Below are 20,416 nucleotides of genomic sequence, written 5' to 3'. Positions count from 1 at the left end.
CAAGCGGCGCCGAGCGAACCGGCCGGATGTGGGCAACTGCGCCCGGGACCCAAGACCTTGACAGTCGTCGCTGTAAGCGCTCACAGTATGACGGCGATGTTACGGGGATAACTCCATTTCAATCGACTGTGAGCGCTCACAGGAGGCTGGCTATGAGGTGGTTACGGCTGGTCGCGGTCGCGGTGTCCGCGGCCCTTGTCGGCGGGGTATTGGGAACGGTTCCGGCACGGGCCTCCGGAGCCGGCGTGCACAACGCGGGTTTCGAAGACGGGCTCGCCGGCTGGGCCACCGCCGGTGCCGCCTCGGCCGAGGAGGGCGGGCACACTGGCACCACCCGCCTCACCCTCTCCGCCGCCGCTGAGTCCGTTTCGGCCGGACCTGGCCTGGCTCCTGCGTCGCTTCACAGGCCAGCCCCGGCGGAGGCCACGCAGCGGGTCTCCGGGCTGGCCCGCGGCCCGTACACGCTGCGGGTCTGGGTCCGCGGCGGTGGCGCCGCGGCGGTGAGCCTGGAGTGCGGCGGGCCCGGCCGCCGGGTCGAGGTCCCGCAGACCGGCGCCGACCTGTGGGTGCAGGTGGCGGTCGACGCGCGGGTGACCTCCGGCCGCTGCCTGGTCCGCCTCTCCTCGGCGAGCGGCTGGGCGCACGCCGACGACGTCACGCTCACGCCCGGCGCGCTCGACCCGGTGCGGGTCAAGGGCGCCGACCTCTCCCACCTGACCAAGAACGAGGACTACGGCGCCGTCTACCGCGACCACCGCGGCAAGCGTGGCGACGCGGTCCGGATCCTCCGGGAGAACGGCGTGAACCTGGCCCGCCTCAAGGTCTGGGTGGACCCGGCCGACGGCTACAACAGCAAGGCGCGGGTGCTCGCGATGGCCAAGCGGGCCAAGGCGCAGGGCATGCGGCTGCTGATCGACTTCCACTACTCCGACGCCTGGGCTGACCCGGGCAAGCAGAACAAGCCGGCCGCCTGGGCCGACCTCCCCTTCGACGGGCTGCGCCAGGCGCTCTACGACCACACGTACGACGTCATCTCCGCGCTGCGCCGGCAGGGTACCCCGGCCGACATGGCGCAGGTGGGCAACGAGATCAACGGCGGTCTACTGTGGCCGGACGGCCGCTGGGACAACTGGGACGGCCTCGCCGCGCTCCTCACCGCCGGCAGCCAGGCGGTCAAGGCGGCCTCACCGTCCACAAAGGTGGTACTGCACCTCGCCGAGGGCGGAAACAACGGCGGGCACGTCTGGTGGTTCGACAACGCGATCGCGCGCGGCGTGCCGTTCGACGTCATCGGGGTCTCGCACTACGTCTACTGGCACGGGCCGCTCGGCGCGCTCCAGGCCAACCTCTTCGACCTCTCCGCGCGCTACGGCAAGCCGATCGCGGTCGTGGAGACCGCGTACGGCTTCACGCTCGAAGAGAACGACCACGAGGCGAACATCTTCAACGCCTCGCTGGAGCAGGCCGGCGGCTACCCCGCGACACCGCAGGGGCAGGCCGACGCGCTGCGCGACATGTTCAACGTGGTGGCCGCGGTGCCGGGCGCGCTCGGCGTCGTGTACTGGGAGCCCACCTGGACCGCGGTGGACGGCGCCGGCTGGGACCCGGCCGACCCGACCTCCGGCGACGGCTGGGAAAACCAGGCGGTCTTCGACTACTCGGGCCGCGCGCTGCCGGCCCTGAAGGTCTTCGGGAGGTTGTGATGAGACGTCTCGCGGTGATTCTCGCCGGCGCCCTGCTACTGATCCCCGCCGCGCCCGCGACGGCGGCGTCCACATTGTCCAATGCCGGGTTTGAGTCGGGACTGAGCGGCTGGACCGGCAACGGCTACACCGAGTCGGGCGGGCGCTCCGGCCTCCGGCTCACCCACTGGGCCTCCGGCGCGTACCGGTGGGAGACGACCCAGACGCTGACCGGGCTGGGCAACGGCTCCTACACGGCGCGGGTCTGGGTGCGCTCCGGCGGCGGGCAGAACGCCGCGTACCTCGCGCTCAAGAACTGCGGCGGCGCCGAGCAGCGGGCCACCGTACCCGCGACCGACGCCTGGGCGCAGATTTCCGTGACCACCACCGTCTCGAATGGACAGTGCACGGTGAGCCTCTTCTCCGACGCGAACGCGGGCAACTGGGCCAGCTTCGACGACGTCACGTTCGCCGCCGGCTCGACCAGCGGCACGATCCAGATCCGCGGGGTGGACGTCTCCACTCTGAAGAAGAGCGAGGACCGCGGCGGCGTGTACCGGGACAGCGCCGGCGTCCAAGGCGACGCGCTCGCGATCCTCCGCTCCAGCGGGGCGAACTACGGGCGGCTCAAGGTGTGGGTCAACCCCGCTGACGGGTACAACAACAAGGCACGCGTGCTCACCATGGCCAGCCGCATCAAGGGGCAGGGCATGAAGCTGCTGGTCGACTTCCACTACTCCGACTCGTGGGCCGACCCGGGCCAGCAGAACAAGCCGGCCGCGTGGGCGTCGCTGTCGTTCAGCGCGCTGCGGCAGGCGGTCTACGACCACACGTACGACGTGCTGAACGCGCTCAAGGCGCAGGGTACGGCGGCCGACATGGTGCAGGTCGGCAACGAGATCAACGACGGCATGCTCTGGCCGGACGGCCGCTCCGACAACTGGGCCAACCTCGCCTCGCTGCTGACCGCCGGCAGCAACGCGGTCAAGGCGGTCAACTCCTCCACGCAGGTGATGCTGCACCTGGCCGAGGGGGGCAACAACAGCCAGCACCGGTGGTGGTTCGACCAGGCGGTGAGCCGGGGCGTGCCGTTCGACGTGATCGGGGTGTCGCACTACATCTACTGGCACGGCTCGGTCGCCAGCCTCCAGTCGAACATCAACGACCTCGCCTCCCGCTACGGCAAGCCGATCGTGGTGGCCGAGACGGCGTACGGCTTCACGCTCGCCCCGGACGACAGCGAGCCGAACATCTTCAACTCCTCGCTCCAGCAGGCCGGCGGCTACCCGGCGACCGCGCAGGGCCAGGCCGACGCGCTGCGTGCGGTGGTCAACGCGGTCAAGGCGGTACCCAACGGCCGCGGCCTCGGCGTCTTCTACTGGGAGCCGACCTGGACCGCGGTCGCCGGCAACGGCTGGGACCCGACCAACCCCTCCTCCGGCAACGGCTGGGAGAACCAGGCCCTCTTCGACTACGGCGACCGGGCGCTGCCCGCCCTGTCGGTGCTCGGCACCGCCTGAGCCCAGCTCGACCCCGGCCCGGCCGGTCCCCCCGTTGGACCGGCCGGGCTCTTTCGTGCGTCGCCCGGGTCACTTTCTCCCCCGGCCACTTGTCGACGATAGGTTACCGATATATCGTCAACGTATCAACGACAGAACGAAGATCTACTCACGAGGGGGAAGCACCATGGGATTCCGCAGAGGTTTCCAGGACATGCACGAGGCCCGCATGCGCGGGTTCGGCTTCGGCGGCGCGGGCTGGGGCGGTGGCTGGGGCCACGAGCACGGCCACCGGCACGGCCGGGGTCGCGGCGGTCGCCGGCAGAACGTACGGGCGGCCGTGCTCGCCCTGCTCGCCGAGCGGCCGATGCACGGCTACGAGATGATCCGCGAGCTGGAGAGCCGCACCGGCGGCATCTGGCGCCCGAGCCCCGGCTCGGTCTACCCGACCCTCCAGCTGCTGGAGGACGAGGGCCTGATCGTGGCCGAGACCGGCGAGGGCCGCAAGCGCTTCGCGCTCACCGAGGCCGGCCGTGAGGAGGGCAGCCAGGCGGCCGAGGCGCCGCCGTGGCAGGAGTTCGCCGACGACACCGTGTCGCAGGCTCAGGACTTTCGCGACGCCGCGCTCGGCATCATGAACGCGCTGCGCCAGGTCGGCTTCAACGGCACGCCCGAGCAGCGCCAGCGCGCGCTCGAGGTGCTCAACGAGACCAAGCGCAAGCTCTACGCCATCCTCGCCGAGTCCGAGTAAGGCATCCATGATCGGGGCCAGCGCCATCGCGCTGGCCCCGACCGCGTTTCTTCAAGCAGACAGCCTCCGCTGCCAGGCCCGCGCCGGCGGTTGGCTTCGCTTCGCGGCTGCGGTCGGTGGCGCGCGTGATCAACGCGATGACCGCTTGGGAGCCGCGTCCAGGATCGCCGGCCGCGGGGCCGGGCCTTCACTAGCGGTACCACAGATACGTTATGGCCCGCCCATAACGTATCTGTGGTACCGCTGATGCCCGCCGAGCGAGGTCCAGCAGGGCGGTGAGCGAGGGCTCGGCCAGCGCCAGCGAAGCCGAGCCGCCGGCCGGAGCGGTGCCCGCGGGAAAGCACCCCAAGAAGACGCTCCACGTTTCCCGGGGACCCCACGCATGCGGTCCGCGGCTGAGGCGGGCCGGGGTAGACATAGACCTAGCCGTGCCAGGAGCGCCAGAGGGCGGCGTACGTGCCGCCGGCGCGGACCAGGTCGTCGTGGCTGCCCAGCTCGGTGACCCGGCCGTCATCGAGCACGGCGATCCGGTCGGCGTCGTGTGCGGTGTTGAGCCGGTGGGCGATCGCGACGACGGTGCGGCCGGTCAGGACGGCGGCGAGGGCCCGCTCGGTGCGCCGGGCGGTCGTCGGGTCGAGCGCGGCGGTGGCCTCGTCCAGGATCAGCGTGTGCGGGTCGGCGAGGACGAGCCGGGCCAGCGCGAGCTGCTGTGCGTCGGCGGCGCTGAGTTCGTGCGCGCCGTCGCCGAGCCGCGTGTCGAGCCCTTCCGGCAGGCCGGTGTACCAGTCGGCGCCGACCGCGGCGAGCGCGGAGCGCATCTGGTCGTCGGTGGCGTGGGGCGCGGCGAAGGCCAGGTTGTCGCGGAGCGAGCCGACGAAGACGTGGTGTTCCTGGGTGACGAGCGCGATCCGGCGGCGCCGCTCGGCCGGGTCGAGCTGGACGACCGGGCGGCCGCCGACGTTCACCACGCCCTCGCGGGGCGCGTCGATGCCGGCGAGCAGCCGGGCGAGCGTCGACTTTCCCGCGCCCGAGGGGCCGACGACGGCGAGCCGCTCACCGGGGTTGACGTCGAGGTCGATGCCGTGCAGCACGTCGTGCCCCTCGGCGTACGCGAACCGCGCGCCGCGCACGACGATCCGCTCGCCCGCCTGGCCGTCACGCTCCGAGCCCGCCGGCGCCGGCTCGGCTGGGCGGCGCGGCTCGGGCGGTACCTGGCCGACGCCGAGCACCCGGGCGAACGACGCGATGCCGCGCTGTGCCTGCTCGACCCACTGGAGCAGCCGGTCGAGCGGCTCGATCGCCCGCTGGAGGTAGAGCGCGGCGGCGACCACCTCCCCCAGCGTAAACCGCCCGCTGGACAGGAAGAGCCCGCCGACCAGGAGTACGGCCGCGATGGGGAGCGCGTAGCTGCCCTCGATGCCGGGGAAGAACACCGACCGCAGCGCGAGCGTGGCGCGCCGGGTCGCCCACATCCGGCCGATCCGCTCGGTGCCGTACCGGATGCGCTCGTCACGCAGGTCGAGCGCCTCGACGGTGCGCGCGCCCTCGGCGGTCGTGGTCAGCGCGTCGGTGAGCTCGGCCGTGGCGGCGCCTTCGGCGAGGTACGCCGCGCTGGCCCGGCGCAGGTACCAGCGGGTGGCCGCGAGGATCGACGGGAGCCCCACCAGCGCGACCGCCCCGAGCAGCGGATGGAGCAGGAAGATCGCTCCAAACAGGAGGGTCAGCTCGGCCGTCGCGAGCACGATCACCGGCAGTACGTCCCGGACCGTGGTGCCGACCGTGCCGACGTCGACCGAGCTGCGGGTGGCCAGGTCGCCGGTGCCGGCGTGCTCGACCACGGAGACGGGCAGCTGGAGCACCTGCCGGACGAACCGCTCGCGCAGCCGGGCCACCGCCCGCTCGCCGAAGCGGTGCCCGGCGTATTGCGCGTACCGGGTCAGCAGCCCTTGCACCAGCACGCATCCGGCGATGAGCAGCGCCAGGCGGTCGACGGTGCCGGCGCCCGCACCGGCCGCCACCTCGTCGACGATGCGGCCGAGCAGCCACGGCGTGGCGAGGCCGGCGACCGCCGCGGCGCTGTGCAGGGCCACGACGATCGCGGCCGCGCGGCGGTCCTGGGCGATGAGGTCGAGGGTGGCACGGCGAGCTTGCGGGGCAGCACGGCGCCGACGCCGGCCAGGTGGCGCAGCAGGACGCCGGCGGAACGCGCCGTGGCGTCCTCGCGCACGAACGTCATCGTGCGGTGCCGCATGATGCCCACGTACGCCAGGCCGAACCCGGCGGCACGATCGCGGCGACCCACAGCGCCAGGGTCCGGCGGTCGCCCGCGCGCAGGCCGTCGTCGATCGCGCGGGAGACGAGGTAGGGCCGGACCGAGAGCCCGACCATCCACGCGGTGCCGATCAGGCTGCCGCGCAGCACCCGCACCGGCTGGCGCCGGACCAGCCACCAGATGTACCGCATCGGCCCCCTCGTGTCCGGAACACCAGGATCCGGATGAGGGAGCTGGGGTGGCATAGGCCGAGGCTACCGATCACCCCGGCACCACCATATCGATTTCTTCGCCGACCACTGTCCCTAGTGGACAGTTACTTGCGGCCCCGGCACCAGGTCGCGCAGCTCCTCAGGCAGCTCGGCGCCCATCTCGTCGGCCAGGCGCAGCGCCTCTTCGATCAGCGTCTCGACGATCTGCGACTCCGGCACGGTCTTGATGACCTGGCCCTTGACGAAGATCTGTCCCTTGCCGTTGCCGGACGCGACACCGAGGTCGGCCTCGCGGGCCTCACCCGGACCGTTGACGACGCAGCCCATCACGGCGACGCGCAGCGGGACCGGCAGCCCTTCCAGGCCGGCGGTGACCTGCTCGGCCAGCGTGTACACGTCGACCTGCGCGCGGCCGCACGACGGGCAGGAGACGATCTCCAGGCCACGATCGCGCAGGCCCAGCGACTCCAGGATCGCGTTGCCGACCTTGATCTCCTCGACCGGCGGCGCGGAGAGCGACACCCGGATGGTGTCACCGATCCCCTCGGCCAGCAGCGCGCCGAACGCGACCGCCGACTTCACCGTGCCCTGGAACGCCGGGCCGGCCTCGGTCACGCCGAGGTGCAGCGGGTAGTCGCACTGCTCGGCGAGCTGGCGGTAGGCCCGGATCATCACGACCGGGTCGTTGTGCTTGACCGAGATCTTGATGTCGCGGAAGCCGTGCTCCTCGAAGAGCGAGCACTCCCAGAGCGCCGACTCGACCAGCGCCTCGGCCGTCGCCTTGCCGTACTTGGTCATCAGCCGCTTGTCGAGCGAGCCGGCGTTGACACCGATCCGGATCGGCACCCGGGCGTCGGCGGCCGCGCGGGCGATCTCGGCCACCTTGTCGTCGAACGCCTTGATGTTGCCCGGGTTGACCCGCACCGCCGCGCAGCCGGCATCGATCGCCGCGAACACGTACCTGGGCTGGAAGTGGATGTCGGCGATCACCGGGATCTGCGACTTCTTCGCGATCGCCGGCAGCGCCGCCACGTCGTCGGCCGAGGGCACCGCCACCCGCACGATCTGGCAGCCCGACGCGGTCAGCTCGGCGATCTGCTGGAGCGTGGCGTTGACGTCGGCGGTGAGCGTGGTGGTCATCGACTGCACCGACACCGGCGCGCCGCCGCCCACCGGCACCGGACCGACCATGATCTGCCGCGACTCGCGGCGCGGCGCCAGCGGTGGCGGTGGTACCGCTGGCATTCCAAGGGACACGGCCGTCATGGAACTCACCTCAGAAGGGCAGCTGGATCGGGTTGACGATATCCGCGGCGACGGTCAGCAAGGTGAACCCGCCGAATATCAGGATCACCACGTAGGTGACCGGCATGAGCTTGAAGTAGTCGACCCGACCCGGGTCCGGCCGGCCGAGCCGCGCGTACAGCCAGGAGCGCACCTTTTCGAACCAGGCGATCGCGATGTGCCCGCCGTCGAGCGGGAGCAGCGGCAGCAGGTTGAAGATGCCGATGAAGAAGTTGAGCGCGGCCAGCAGCAGGATGAACGTCGGCCACTCGCCGCGGTCGAAGAGCTCGCCACCGATCCGGCTGGCGCCCACCACGCTGATCGGCGTCTCCGGGTCGCGCTCCTCGCCGGTCAGCGCCGACCAGAGCGCCGGCACCTTTTCCGGGAACCGCTTGAGCGCGCTGAACGTGCCCTGGAACATCACGCCCGTCTGGTCGACGGCCTCGCCGACGCCGTCGATCGGACCGGCCGCGCTGCGCGGGATCTCCGGCGTGATGCCCAGCATGCCGACCTTTTCCAGGTCGGCGGGGGTGATGTCGGTGGCCGCGCGGTCCGGGTCGTCGCGGATCACCTGCTGCTTGACCCGCTCCGCCACGGGGAGCGTGACGGACCTCGTCGTCGTGGCGCCGTCCCGCTCGTACGTGATGCTGACCTGCTCGCCCCCGGAGGAGCGGATCTTGGTGGTCAGCGCGTCCCAGCCGCGGATCTCCTGCCCGTTGAGCGCGGTGATGGTGTCGCCGGGCTGGAGGCCGAGCACGACCGCCGCGCTGTCCGGGTCGACGCCCTTTTCACAGGCGCGCTCGCGCTGGGTGGCCGGGTCGACGCTCCACTGCTGCTCGACACAGGGCGAGACGCTCGCGATCGTGACCGGCTGGCTCTGCAGCTTGGCATCGTCGTTGAGCGGGACGAACGAAAACAGTCCCCAGAGGATCAGGATGCCGAGCGCGAAGTGCGTGACCGAGCCGGCGCTCATCACGACCGTCCGCTTCCACACCGGGAAGCGCCACATCGCGCGCGGCTGGTCCTCGGGCGCGACGTCGTCGTCCTGCGGCGTCATCCCGACGATCTTCACGAACGCGCCGGCGGGGATCGCCTTCAACCCGTACTCGGTCTCTTTGCGCTTGAACGCGAAGAGCGTCGGCCCGAAGCCCACGAAGAACCGGGTGACCTTCATCCCGAACATCCGTGCTGTGCCCATATGTCCGGCCTCATGGAGAGCGACGGAAATCATGATGCCCAGCGCGAACAGGAGGATCCCGAAGAACTCCATCAAGCTCCTTCACCGATGATCCGCTGGGCGTGTGACCGCGCCCATGCCTCCGCCGCAAGCACGTCCTCGACGGTACCTGGTTCGCCGAAGTCCGGAGCCTCGTCCAGTACCCGTTCGAGCGTTTCCACCATCCCCAGGAACGGCAGGCGCCCGGCCACGAACGCGGCCACGCACTCCTCGTTGGCCGCGTTGTAGACGGCCGGGCGGCAGCGTCCGGCCGCGCCCGCCTCCTTGGCCAGCCGCACCGCCGGGAAGGCCGCGCCGTCCAGCGGCGTGAACTCCCAGGTGTGCGCCTTCGTCCAGTCGACCGCCGGCGCCGCGTCGGGCACCCGGTCGGGCCAGCCGAGCGCGAGCGCGATCGGCAGCCGCATGTCAGGCGGGCTGGCCTGGGCGAGCGTCGACCCGTCCAGGAACTCCACCATCGAGTGGATCACGGACTGCGGGTGGACCATGACCTCGATCGCCTCGTACCCGATCCCGAAGAGCTCGTGCGCCTCGATCACCTCGAGGCCCTTGTTGACCAGGGTGGCCGTGTTGATGGTCACCACCGGCCCCATCTGCCAGGTCGGGTGGGCGAGCGCCTGCTCCGGCGTCACGCCGACCAGCTCCTCGCGCCGCCGCCCCCGGAACGCTCCCCCGCTCGCGGTCAGCACCAGCCGCCGCACCTCGCCCGCCGCCCCGCCGCGCAGGCACTGGGCCAGCGCCGAATGCTCCGAGTCGACCGGCACGATCTGCCCCGGCCGCGCCACCGCGGCCTTGACGAGGGGGCCGCCGGCCACGAGCGACTCCTTGTTGGCCAGCGCGAGGGTACGCCCGGCGTGCAGCGCGGCCAGCGTCGGCGCGAGCCCGAGGGAGCCGACCACACCGTTGAGGACGGTGTCCGCCGGCCACTCGGCGAGCTCCGTCATGGCATCCGGCCCGGCCAGGATCTTGGGGATCTTGAAGTCGCCGGTCGCGTACCCCCGGCGGGACGCCTCGGCGTAGAACGCGAGCTGCAGGTCCTGGGCGGCCGACGCCTTGGCCACGCCCACCGCCTCGACGCCCAGCTCCAGCGCCTGGGTGGCGAGCTGCTCGACGTTGCCGCCGCCCGCGCCGACGGCCACCACCCGAAACCGGTCGGGGTTGCGCCGCACGATGTCGATCGCCTGCGTGCCGATCGACCCGGTCGAGCCGAGGAGCACGATCTCGCGGGGAGAACTCACCCGCCCATTCTCTCAGCGCCCGCCAGGAGCCGGCGCCCGGTGGCGCCCGTGATCGAAGCTAGCTAGGGCCTATCTGGTGGATCTTGTAGGTGCGAGGCGAGGTCGAGGCGGCGATCCGGTGCCGCTGGTCGTCGTCCGGGCCCGCCGCAGAGATCCGCCTAGTCCTCGACCAGGTCGGCCGGGTCGATCTCGAACTCGAACGGCTCCTTCATCGCGAAGACGCTGCCGGCCGCGGCCGCGACGGTCGGCCGGTACTCGCCGTCCTCCAGTGCGAACAGGGCGAGCGCCGGCACCCGGTTGCGGAAGTCGATCCGCAGGAACCACGGCACGCCGGCGGCGGCGTACTCCCGCGGCCGGTCGATCACGTCCTTGCGCCGGCTGCCCTTGGAGACGATCTCGCCGAGTAAGACCGCCTCACTAATATCCACCGAGACTTTGCCAGCGCCCGACGACCTCAGCACGACTATGTCCGGAATGAAAAGATCGTCACCCGAGACGAGATTGACCTCGTGGTAGAGCCATAAGCCGGTTTGACGTGCGGCGCGCTTCATGCGGTGGGCCAATTCCAGCTCGATCTCCTGATGATCGAATACTGCGTGCGGTGTCACGATCACGCTCCCGCGGAACACTTCGACCTTTGGGCCTTTGTTTTCGGGCAACAGGTCGAGGGCAAGCCGCGCGGTCCAGGATCGGTTGATCTTCGCAAGCCAGTCGAACGACGCCGGTTGTGCCATCGGGCTCACCCCCTCCGCGGAGTATCGTGCGGCCTCAAGCCTAGTGGTGCTAGCCGCCCAAATCAGGTTTGAGCGGCGGGTTCCGGTTCGCGGATCTGTCCGGGGGCTTGGGCCTCGCGGAGGCCGTAGCGGCGGTAGACCCGGCCGAGCGGGCCCGGAGCCCACCAGTTCCAGCGGCCGAGCAGCCGCATCGTCGCCGGCACCAGGAGGGCGCGGACGAGGGTCGCGTCGACGACGATGGCGACGATCATGCCGATCCCGATCAGCTTGATGAACATGATGCCGCCGGTCGCGAAGCCGGCCACCACCACGATGAGCAGCAGCGCGGCGGCCGTGATGATGCGCCCGGTCGCGGCCAGGCCGTGCGCCACCGACGCGGTGTTGTCGCCGGTACGGTCCCACTCCTCGCGCACCCGGGAGAGCAGGAAGACCTCGTAGTCCGTGGCGAGTCCGAAGAGGACGGCCAGCATGAGGATCGGGTTGCTCGGCTCGATGAAACCGGTCGGCGTGAAGCCCAGCAGGCCGGCGAGGTGCCCGTCCTGGAAGATCCAGACCACCACGCCGAACGAGGCGCCGATCGAGACGAGGTTCATCAGCACCGCCTTGACCGGCAGCACCACCGAGCCGAACGCGAGGAACAGCAGCACCAGCGTGGCCGCCGCCATGATCAGGGCCATCCAGGGCAGCCGCGAGGCGAGGCTGGAGATCAGGTCGAGGTCGGCGGCGGTACGGCCGGTGACGAGCACGTCGGCGCCCTCCGGCTCGGGCAGGTCGCGGATCGCCCGCACCGCGTCCTGCGCCGCGTCGCCGGTCGGCTCCCCGGTGTACGTCGCGGAGAGCAGGGTCGCCTCGCCCCGGTTGGCGGTCACCCGTACCCCGGTCACGCCCGGCACCTGCCCGACCCGCTCGGCGAACGCCCGCGCCTCGGCCACCGGTACGCCGCTGACCAGCACCTCGATCGGCCCCACCGTGCTGCCCGGGAACTCGGCGGCCAGCCGGTCGGCGACCACGCGCGGCTCGGTGCCGGCCGGCAGCACCCGCTCGTCGAAGCCGCCGAACTCCATCCGTACCGCCGGGGCGGCGAAGACGGCGAGGATCGCGACCACGCCGACCACGTACAGCCAGGGGCGGCGCATCACGCTGCGGGCGACCCGCGCCCAGCCCTCGCCGGCGGTGCGGCGGCGCCACGGCGTGGGGATGCGCAGCGCGTTCACCCGCCGGCCGACGACGGCGAGCAGCGCGGGGAGCACGGTCAGCGCGCCGAGCATCGCCACCAGCACCGCGGCCATCCCGCCGTACCCCATCGAGCGGAGGAAGGCCTGCGGGTAGATCAGGAGGCTGGCCAGCGCGAGCGCGATCGTGAGGCCGGAGACCAGGACGGTACGGCCGGCGGTGCTCATCGTCCGCGCGATGGCGGCCGGGGTGTCGTGGCCGGCGGCCAGCTCCTCGCGGAAGCGGTTGACCACGAAGAGCGCGTAGTCGATCGCCATGCCGAGGCCGATCAGGGTGATCACGTTGATCGCGAAGACCGAGATGTCGGTGGCGAGCGTGAGCAGGCGGACCGCCACGAAGGCGCCGAGGATCGCCAGCCCGCCGACCAGCAGCGGCATGCCGGCCGCCACGAGCCCGCCGAAGATCACCACGAGCAGCACGAGGAGTACCGGCAGCGAGAGCGTCTCGGCGCGGACCAGGTCACGCTCGGTCTGGTGGTTGGCCTCGTACGCGAACGGCACCGTCCCGCCCGCCTCGGTGGTCAGCCCCGGCGCGGCGAGGGCCGGCTCCACCCGCTCGTACGCGCTGGTCTTGTCGTCCGGCTCGACGGCCCGCAGTTGCACGGCCGCGTACGTGGCGTGGCGGTCGGTCGAGACGAGGTTGGCCGCCTGCGTGTCGTACCAGCTGGTCACGCTCGCCACCTCGGGCAGCCCGCGCAGGCGGGTGAGCGTCGCGGTGACCGGGTCGCGGAAGGCCGCCTGGTCGACGGTGGCGGTGTCGCTGGAGTAGAGGACGAGGATGTCGACGTCCTGGTTGCCGAGCTCGGCGATGATCCGGTCGCGGGCCCTGGTCGACTCGCTGGCCGGGTCGTCGAAGCCCCCGCCGGTCACCTTGTCGAAGACCCCGGCGCCCCAGGTCGCGCCCACCACGACCAGGACCGCGGCCGCCGCGAGTACGACCCACCGCAGCCGGACGACGGTCTTCCCCCACCATGCGAACATCCGCCACCCCCACAGCGCGCCGCCGCTAAGCTGTAATAGCCGATCAGTCAGGTGAACGATGTTTACTATCGCAATCGTCGTTCTCACGGGTCAAGGGGGTTCGCGGGTATGACGGCTTCGTCACCCACGCGCCGGGAGCGCCTGCGGTCCGCGACCGTTTCCGAGATCAAGGAGGGGGCGCGCAAGCTGCTCGTGGCCGGTGGCCCCCAGGCCATCTCGCTGCGCCAGATCGCCCGCGACATGGGCATGACCGCCCCGGCCATCTACCGCTACTTTCCCAGCCTGGAAGCGCTCGTGGTCGCGCTCGCCGAAGACCTGATGGACGAGGTGGCCGGCGAGGTTGCGGCGGCCGGCGAGGCGGCCGGCGACGACCCGGGCCGCCAGCTCGCCGCGATGGCCCGCGGGTACCGGGCCTGGGCGGTCGCCAACCCGGTCGAGTTCGGCCTGGTCTTCGGCGCGCCGGTCCCGGGCGTGGGCGACCTCGGCCTGGAGTGCCTGCCGGACGACCCGGGGGCCGACCTGGGCCGGCCGTTCCTGGCCGCGTTCCTGAGGCTGTGGCAGCGCGAGCCGTGGCCGACGCCGCCCCGCGACTACATGCTGGAGCACCTCGGCCCCTACCTCGGACCGCTCCGCGAGACCCACGGCGACCTGCCGATCGAGGTGGCGTACACGTTCCTGTCCGGCTGGGCGCGGCTCTACGGCATGGTCGCGATGGAGGTCTTCCACCAGGTGCGGTGGGCGCTGACCAGGCCGGAGGCGCTCTTCGAGGCGGAGATCGTCCAATTCCTGAGCCAGGTCGGCGCGCTGCCCGACCCACGTCCGTGATCGAAGCTCCCCTCAAGCCGTTCTAGCGACTTGAATGGAGCTTCGATCACTGCCCATCACCCCGACTCCGCGCGGCGCGGGCCAGAATGAGGGCATGGTGCCTGAACGCGCGGACGTGGTGATTGTCGGAGCCGGACACAACGGGCTCGTCTCGGCGGTGCTGCTGGCCCGGGCCGGCCTCGACGTGGTGGTGCTGGAGGCGGCCGGCGTGCTCGGCGGCGCGGCCCGCACCGAGCACCCGTTTCCGCGGGTGCCGGGGCTGGGGCACTCCACCGGGTCGTACCTGCTCGGTCTCATGCCGCCCGAGCTGCTCAAGACGCTCGACGTGGAGATCCCGGTGCTGCGCCGCGACCCGCACTACTTCCTGCCCACGCGGGGTGACGCGTACCTGCTCTTCGGCGCCGACCGGGAGGCCACCCGCGCGCAGATGGCACGCTTCTTCTCGCCCGAGGACGTGGCGGCCGACGACGCGATGCAGGCCGAGATCGGCGCGCTCCGCGACGACCTCGGTCCGGCCTGGCTGGCCGAGCCGCTGCCCGTCGAGGAGACCGCCGACCGCTACATCCGGCCCGCGCTCCAGCAGACCTTCGTCGACCTGGTACGCGGGTCGGTCGCCGACTACCTGGCCCGGTTCGGCTTCCGGTCGGAGCTGCTCGTCTCCATGTACGCGGTCACCGACGGGCTCTCCGGCCTCAACGCCGGCCCGGACGACCCCGGCACCGGCCACAACTTCCTGGTGCACAACATGTGCCGGCTCCCCGGCGCCGACGGCACCTGGATGATCGCCAAGGGCGGCATGGGCACCGTCTCCCGGACCTTCGCCGACGCGGCACGCGCCGCCGGGGCCCAGCTTTTCACGGGTACGACGGTGCGGGAGATCACCCTCGACGGCGGCGCGGCGGCGGGCGTGGTCCTGGACGACGGGCGGGCGGTGCGCGCCAAGGTGGTGCTGGGTGCGTGTGACCCGTACCGGCTGATCGAGCTGATCCCCGACGGCGCGCTGCCGGCGGAGCTCACCGCGCGGATGGCGGAGGTCCGCCGCCCCGGCACCACCCTCAAGGTCAACATGGCGCTCTCCGACCTGCCCCGCTTCTCGTGCCTGCCGGCGGACGCGCCCAGCCCGTTCGGCGCGACGATCCACCTGCTGCCGTACCAGGATTCGCCGATGGCCTCGCTCCGTGCGATGTGGACGGACGTGGCGGCGGGGCGGCTGCCGGCCGAGCCGACCATCGAGTGGTACCTGCACACCACAGTGGACCCATCGCTGCGGGACGAGGGCGGGCACCATTCGTCGGCGCTGTTCGTGCAGTCGGTGCCGGCCACGATCAGCGACGACCAGTTACCCTCCTATGTGGAGCGTCTGCTCTCCATCTGCGACTCGTACGCCCCGGGTACGTCAGCGCTCGTGGCGGACACGTTTCCGCTGACGCCGGCCGGGATCGAGCGGCACTTCGGCATCACCGGCGGCCACATCCACCACGTCGACAACACGGTCTCCTTCACCGACCGCATGCCCTACGCCACGGGCGTGCCCGGCGTGTACGCCGGCAGCGCGGGCTGCTTCCCCGCCGGCAGCGTGATCGGGGCCGCTGGCCACAACGCCGCCCAGCGCATCCTCCGCGACCTCAGCTAACCCCCCGGCCCCCGGTGGTCGGCGCGCCGCTCCACAAAGTCCCTGATCAACAGCAGTCGGTCGAGGGCGTTACTCCCGATTCGCCTGCTCGGGCGCTTTGCTGGCGCGGATCTGGTGGCCCACGCTGGTCAGGCACCGGCCGCTGGCCAGGTCGAACCGCCACCCGTGCAGCTGGCAGGTGAGCTGGTTGCCCTCGATGATCCCGAAGCGGGTCAGGTCGGCCTTGAGGTGCGGGCAGCGCCGCTGGACCACCCAGTCGCCGATGCGGACGTCTTCGGCGTCGGCGTTTTGGAAGTGCTCGTCGTACCAGCCCTCGGCGTACTGCAGGCGCTCCTCGGACAGGCACTTGAAGAAGGCGTAGACGAACTCGTTGTACTGGCCGATCCGGGCGGCGGAGAACCGGCAGGAGAGGAAGAGCGAGTTGACCCAGTCGACCTCGCCGGTGTGCAGCAGGTGCTCCACCAGCGCCCGGTCGGTGCGGAAGCGGTAGCGGACCTTCTCGTCGCCGTAGGGGCGCACCTGCTTGCCGGGGAAGTCCACCACGATCGACTCGACCGACTCGCCGTCGTAGCCGACCAGGTCGAAGCGGACCGGGCCGCCCACCCCCTTGGCCAGGTAGATCGACTCGTCCAGCAGCGGCTCGATGACCCGCTTCATCTCCTTGAGCACGTCGATCTCGGGGTGCCGCCAGGACGCCTTCGCCGCCTCGATGACCGGGCGCTTGCGCTCCCGCATCTCTACCAGGTGGGCCTTCTTGTTGGCGAAGAACTGGTCGACGTCGGTCGGGTGGGTGGTCGTGCACGACTCCGTGGTGAGCTCGGCCACCGAGCCGGGCAGCAGCACCACGCCGTTGTCACCGCCGACCTTGGCGTACTCCCGGATGAAGACCGACTGGTCCGGGAAGATGTTGCCCTCGTCGCCGAAGATGTCGTTGAACTGCCACAGCTCGTCGTCCAGGAAGCAGGGCGGCCCGGCGATCGGGAAGACGTACGACGCCTTGAGGTCGTCGATGTAACGCCACGTGCGGTCGAACTGCCGCTCCCGCTTCTGCTTGCCGAACGCGGTCTTCGCCGTCTGCGGCAGCTCGTACACCATCGGGTACCAGATCGCACCGGAAAACTGCAGCATGTGCGCGTGCACGTGCCCCAGCTCGGTAAACACGGACAGGTCGGTGGGGCGCGCGTCGTTCTGGTTGAGCAGCCGCACCCCGTCGTACTCCACCCAGAGTGAGGAGTCACCGATCGGCCCGTCCGTGGGCGAGGTCAGCGCCTGGATCATCACCCTGAGCCCGCCGTCGAGCTCCACCACCTCGTTGGTCGTGGTCTCGACGAAGCTGGTGAAGCCCAGCTCACGCAGCTCGTCTTCGAGCTCGCTCGTCGGGTACGCCGGCAGCAGCACGGTCGCCTTCTTCGACACGAAACGCTTGAGGTGCTCGGCGTCGAAGTGGTCCCGGTGCAGGTGCGAGACGTACAGGTAGTCGGTCTGCCCCAGGCTCTCCCAGTCGAGCTGGGAGTTGTCCGGGAAGGGAAACCAGGAGGCGAAGTACGCCGGACTGACCCACGGGTCGCACAGGATGCTGCCCGCGGCCGTGTCGATCCGCATGCTCGCGTGCCCCGTACCCGTCACTCGCACCGCACTGCCTCCACTAGGTCTTGACGCGTCTGACGCTCGCAGCCGAGGTTACGTACCGACGCTACCGGGCCCACCGCCACATCCCGGCGCGGGGCGCCATTCTCGCGCATGCCAGACTTACCGCAGATCGGATCGAGGGGAAGGACCCGAAGGTGGCGGGTAGCGAGCCGGTGACCTCACCGGACCAGCGCAAGCCGGGCAGCCGCAAGGCTTCCCGCATCGGCGCGGTGTTCACGATCCTGGTGCTGTTGTCCATGCTGATCGGCAACCACACCGGCCGCATCGAGGACATCTTCCTCATCGTCATCGCCGCCGCGCTGGCCCTGATCCTCGTCGGCGACGTCGTCCTCCGCCGCAACGGCCTGCGCTCCTAGGGCCTGTATCAAAGAGTTTGTCGGTGCGAGCCGGAGTCCAGGCGGCGTCAGGTGGTGGCGGGCGCAAGGTCGCATACCGGTGTTGTATGCGGCCTTACGCCCGACGCCGCATGGCGGCGCCTGGGCCCGGCGCAGCCCGGCAAGGAACTTGATACAGGCCCTAGACCGCTCCATCACAAGACAGATCCGAGCTGCCGCAGCCCAAATGCTCTTCTTCGGGGTTCGGATCCGCCCAAACCGCCAACGACCGAAGCCACCTCGCAGATCTAGAACGTTTAGGGCGGATATAGAGCCCTAAACGTTCTAGATCTCGGTCGGCAGCGCCTCGTTGAGCCGTGCCGCGAGACGGTCGGCGACCGCAGGCCCGCGCTGGGCCGCAAAAGGCCACAGGTGTGGCGGAGCTGGAATCGCCGGCGGTCCGGGCGCGCGGATGCGGGCCACTCGCGCCGGAGGGGCGTGGTGGGTGATGGGTGTCGCGGCTGGAGCGGGATCTACTGGCCGCGGAGGATGTCCTTGACCTCCTTGAGCGCGGCGTCCACTTCGGCCTCGAAGTAGCCGCCCGGCACCAGCCCGAACTGGGCCCGGTCGATCTCGTTGGGGCTCATCGGCATCGGGCCGCGGCCGGTCACGGCGTTGAGGATGCCCTCGAAGAGGCGGTCGACCTGGGCCGGGTCGTAGCCGCTGCCGAACCGGCGCACCTGGAAACCGCGCCGCAGCTGGTCGATCCGCTGCAACTCGGGCGGGAGTCCGGCCATCCCGGGCGGGGGGCCGCCCATGGGTGGGCCACCGAGGCGGATCTCGGCGGTCATGTCGGCCTTGCCGTGGCGGCCGGGCTCGGCGAAGCCGTCGAAGCGGTCGTCACCGCCCCCGCCGTACCGGTCGTCGGGCGGGCCGCCGAAGCCGCCGGGGGGCGGACCGAAGCCACCGGTCGGCGGGCCGTCGAAGCCACCGCGGCCGGGCGGACCGTCGAAGCCACCGCCACGCCCGGGCGGACCGTCGAAACCACCCCGGCTGGGCGGACCGTCGAAGCCGCCACCACGCCCGGGCGGACCGTCGAAACCACCGCGGCCGGGTGGGCCGTCGAAGCCGCCGTTGCTGCCGTAGCCACCGGTCTGGTCGTAACCGCCCTGGTCGTAACCGCCCTGATCGTCATAGCGCCCATACGGGTCGCGGGACGGGCCGGCCTGCGCGGGCATCGGCCGCTGGGGCATCGGCGGGCCGGACGGGGGCATGCGGTCATCGCGGAGCGGAGGACCGATACGCTCGGTCATCGGGCCGCCACCCATGCGGTCGGGCGGGCCCATGCGATCCGGTGGGCCCATCCGGTCGGGCGGACCCATGCGATCGGCCGGCGCGAGTCGGTCGGGTGGGCCGAGGCGGTCGGGGCCACGGCCGTAGCCGCCGCGCTCCTCCAGCTCGGCGAGCTGCCGCTCGACGCGGTCGAGGTGGAGGTCGACCTGCCACTCGTCGTAGCCACCGAAGCGGACGCGGAAGACGACGTCGTGGACCTCCTGCGAGGCGACCGGTGCACCCACTGGTTCGCCCGCCAGGGTGGCCTCCACGCGGTCGAGGAAATTGTCAACCTCGTCGACCTTGTAACCGCGACGCAGCGCCCGGCGCCGGAACCGCTGACCCTGACTAGCCACCTATGTCACCTTCCGTCCGCGCTGCCGGTCTCGCTGGCGGCCAGCTGTCCGCACGCGCCGTCTATCTCCCGACCCCGCGTGTCACGCACCGTGGTCGAAACGCCCGCCTCCCGCAACCGCCGGACGAACTCCCGCTCGACCGGCTTGGGGCTCGCGTCCCAGCGGCTGCCTGGCGTCGGGTTGAGCGGGATGAGATTTACATGGGCCAGCCGCCCGGCGAGCAGCTGCCCCAGCAGGTCGGCTCGCCACGGCTGATCGTTCACATCCCTGATCATCGCGTATTCGACAGACACGCGGCGACCCGTGCGGGAGGCGTAGTCCCACGCGGCGTCCAGCACCTCAGCGACCTTCCAGCGTTGGTTGACGGGCACGAGTTCGTCGCGCAGCTCATCATCGGGCGCGTGCAACGACAGCGCAAGGGTTACGGAGAGTCCCTCTCCGGCCAGCCTACGCATCGCCGGCACGAGCCCCACCGTGGAGACCGTCACATGGCGCTGGGAGAGCCCCAGGCCCTCCGGCGCCGGTGCGCACAACCGCCGGACCGCTTCGACCACCCGAGAGTAGTTGGCCAGGGGCTCGCCCATGCCCATGAACACGACGTGTGACAGCCGTGGCGGCGAGCCGGTGACCGCGCCGGACGCGGCGGCGCCGGCCAGGTAGACGGCCTGGTCGACGATCTCGGCGGTGGACAGGTTACGGGTGAGGCCGGCCTGGCCGGTGGCGCAGAACGGGCAGGCCATGCCGCAGCCGGCCTGGCTGGAGATGCAGACGGTGACCCGGTCGGGGTAGCCCATCAGCACGCTCTCCACCAGCGAACCGTCGTGCAGCCGCCACAGCGCCTTCCGCGTGGCACCGCCGTCGCAGGCCAGCTCGCGCACCGGCGTGAGCAGCCGGGGCATCAGCGACTCGGCGAGCCGGTCGCGGCTGGCGGCGGGGAGGTCGGTCATCCCCGCGGGGTCGCGCACCAGCCGGCCGAAGTAGTGGGTGGAGAGCTGCTTGGCCCGGAACGCCGGCTCGCCCAGCTCGGCCACCAGCGCCTGCCGACCGGCCAGATCGAGGTCGGCGAGGTGTCGCGGGGGCAGCGCCGGGCGGCGCCCCGGTGCGTCGGGGCTGAGCGGGAGTACGGGCAGGCTCGTCATAGCTCGTCCAGTCTCCCATGCGCCCGCATTTGGCGCGGACTCGTGTCG

Annotated in this window: 16 protein-coding genes; 6 read left to right on the top strand and 10 right to left on the bottom strand. The window is 71.3% G+C overall.

Features of this window, described 5'->3' with window-relative positions; translation table 11 throughout:
• Positions 1–152 precede the first annotated feature (152 nt).
• The 3 genes from RB614_RS22455 (at position 153) to RB614_RS22445 (ending at position 3,932) form a co-directional block, all read left to right on the top strand.
• Positions 153–1,703: a glycoside hydrolase family 53 protein gene (locus RB614_RS22455; RefSeq protein ID WP_308714558.1), complete on the top strand. Its 1,551-nt coding sequence runs from the start codon at positions 153–155 to the stop codon at positions 1,701–1,703.
• Complete coding sequence (locus RB614_RS22450) at positions 1,703–3,202, top strand: glycoside hydrolase family 53 protein (RefSeq protein ID WP_308714557.1); 1,500 nt, start codon at positions 1,703–1,705, stop codon at positions 3,200–3,202. Before RB614_RS22455 ends, RB614_RS22450 begins: the two co-directional genes overlap by 1 nt.
• Before the next feature lie 166 nt (positions 3,203–3,368).
• Positions 3,369–3,932, top strand: a complete 564-nt coding sequence (locus RB614_RS22445) for a PadR family transcriptional regulator (protein WP_308714556.1) — start codon at positions 3,369–3,371, stop codon at positions 3,930–3,932.
• Positions 3,933–4,354: 422 nt separating this feature from the next.
• Here RB614_RS22445 and RB614_RS22440 read toward each other — a convergent pair whose 3' ends face one another.
• The 7 genes from RB614_RS22440 to RB614_RS22410 form a co-directional block, all read right to left on the bottom strand.
• On the bottom strand, positions 4,355–6,022 hold the full coding sequence (locus RB614_RS22440; protein WP_308714555.1) for an ABC transporter ATP-binding protein: 1,668 nt from the start codon (positions 6,020–6,022) through the stop codon (positions 4,355–4,357).
• A 142-nt stretch (positions 6,023–6,164) separates the two neighbouring features.
• Positions 6,165–6,395: a hypothetical protein gene (locus tag RB614_RS22435; protein WP_308714554.1), complete on the bottom strand. Its 231-nt coding sequence runs from the start codon at positions 6,393–6,395 to the stop codon at positions 6,165–6,167.
• Positions 6,396–6,509: 114 nt separating this feature from the next.
• Complete coding sequence (ispG, locus tag RB614_RS22430) at positions 6,510–7,682, bottom strand: flavodoxin-dependent (E)-4-hydroxy-3-methylbut-2-enyl-diphosphate synthase (protein ID WP_308714553.1); 1,173 nt, start codon at positions 7,680–7,682, stop codon at positions 6,510–6,512.
• Between the two features lie 10 nt (positions 7,683–7,692).
• Positions 7,693–8,973, bottom strand: a complete 1,281-nt coding sequence (locus tag RB614_RS22425; RefSeq protein ID WP_428983087.1) for a M50 family metallopeptidase — start codon at positions 8,971–8,973, stop codon at positions 7,693–7,695.
• Positions 8,970–10,172 carry a 1-deoxy-D-xylulose-5-phosphate reductoisomerase gene (dxr, locus tag RB614_RS22420; protein WP_308714551.1) on the bottom strand — a complete coding sequence of 401 codons (1,203 nt, stop codon included), beginning with the start codon at positions 10,170–10,172 and terminating at the stop codon, positions 8,970–8,972. The genes RB614_RS22425 and dxr overlap by 4 nt, the downstream gene beginning before the upstream one ends.
• 158 nt (positions 10,173–10,330) lie before the next feature.
• A complete protein-coding gene (locus tag RB614_RS22415; RefSeq protein ID WP_308714550.1) occupies positions 10,331–10,906 on the bottom strand; it encodes a Uma2 family endonuclease in 576 nt (191 codons plus the stop codon).
• Between the two features lie 62 nt (positions 10,907–10,968).
• Positions 10,969–13,119 (bottom strand): MMPL family transporter, encoded by a 2,151-nt coding sequence (locus tag RB614_RS22410; RefSeq protein ID WP_308714549.1) that lies wholly within the window; start codon positions 13,117–13,119, stop codon positions 10,969–10,971.
• A gap of 108 nt (positions 13,120–13,227) precedes the next feature.
• Between RB614_RS22410 and RB614_RS22405 the strand changes: the two genes are divergently transcribed.
• Positions 13,228–13,944 (top strand): TetR/AcrR family transcriptional regulator, encoded by a 717-nt coding sequence (locus tag RB614_RS22405; protein WP_308714548.1) that lies wholly within the window; start codon positions 13,228–13,230, stop codon positions 13,942–13,944.
• A 94-nt stretch (positions 13,945–14,038) separates the two neighbouring features.
• The gene (locus tag RB614_RS22400; protein WP_308714547.1) at positions 14,039–15,577 is read left to right on the top strand and encodes a phytoene desaturase family protein; all 1,539 of its coding nucleotides are present in this window, start codon (positions 14,039–14,041) and stop codon (positions 15,575–15,577) included.
• Positions 15,578–15,646: 69 nt separating this feature from the next.
• Here the strand turns inward: RB614_RS22400 and RB614_RS22395 are convergent, their stop codons facing one another.
• Positions 15,647–17,209, bottom strand: a complete 1,563-nt coding sequence (locus RB614_RS22395; protein WP_308714546.1) for a Rieske 2Fe-2S domain-containing protein — start codon at positions 17,207–17,209, stop codon at positions 15,647–15,649.
• Between the two features lie 152 nt (positions 17,210–17,361).
• Between RB614_RS22395 and RB614_RS22390 the strand changes: the two genes are divergently transcribed.
• Complete coding sequence (locus tag RB614_RS22390) at positions 17,362–17,583, top strand: DUF2631 domain-containing protein (protein ID WP_308714545.1); 222 nt, start codon at positions 17,362–17,364, stop codon at positions 17,581–17,583.
• A 491-nt stretch (positions 17,584–18,074) separates the two neighbouring features.
• Here the strand turns inward: RB614_RS22390 and RB614_RS22385 are convergent, their stop codons facing one another.
• On the bottom strand, positions 18,075–19,229 hold the full coding sequence (locus RB614_RS22385) for a DivIVA domain-containing protein (protein ID WP_308714544.1): 1,155 nt from the start codon (positions 19,227–19,229) through the stop codon (positions 18,075–18,077).
• A gap of 5 nt (positions 19,230–19,234) precedes the next feature.
• Positions 19,235–20,368, bottom strand: a complete 1,134-nt coding sequence (gene rlmN / locus RB614_RS22380; protein ID WP_308714543.1) for a dual-specificity RNA methyltransferase RlmN — start codon at positions 20,366–20,368, stop codon at positions 19,235–19,237.
• Positions 20,369–20,416: the final 48 nt, after the last annotated feature.

This window comes from Phytohabitans maris (assembly GCF_031085175.1).
Taxonomy (GTDB): Bacteria; Actinomycetota; Actinomycetes; order Mycobacteriales; family Micromonosporaceae; genus Phytohabitans; species Phytohabitans maris.
This window is presented reverse-complemented; position numbering and strand designations above follow the sequence as displayed.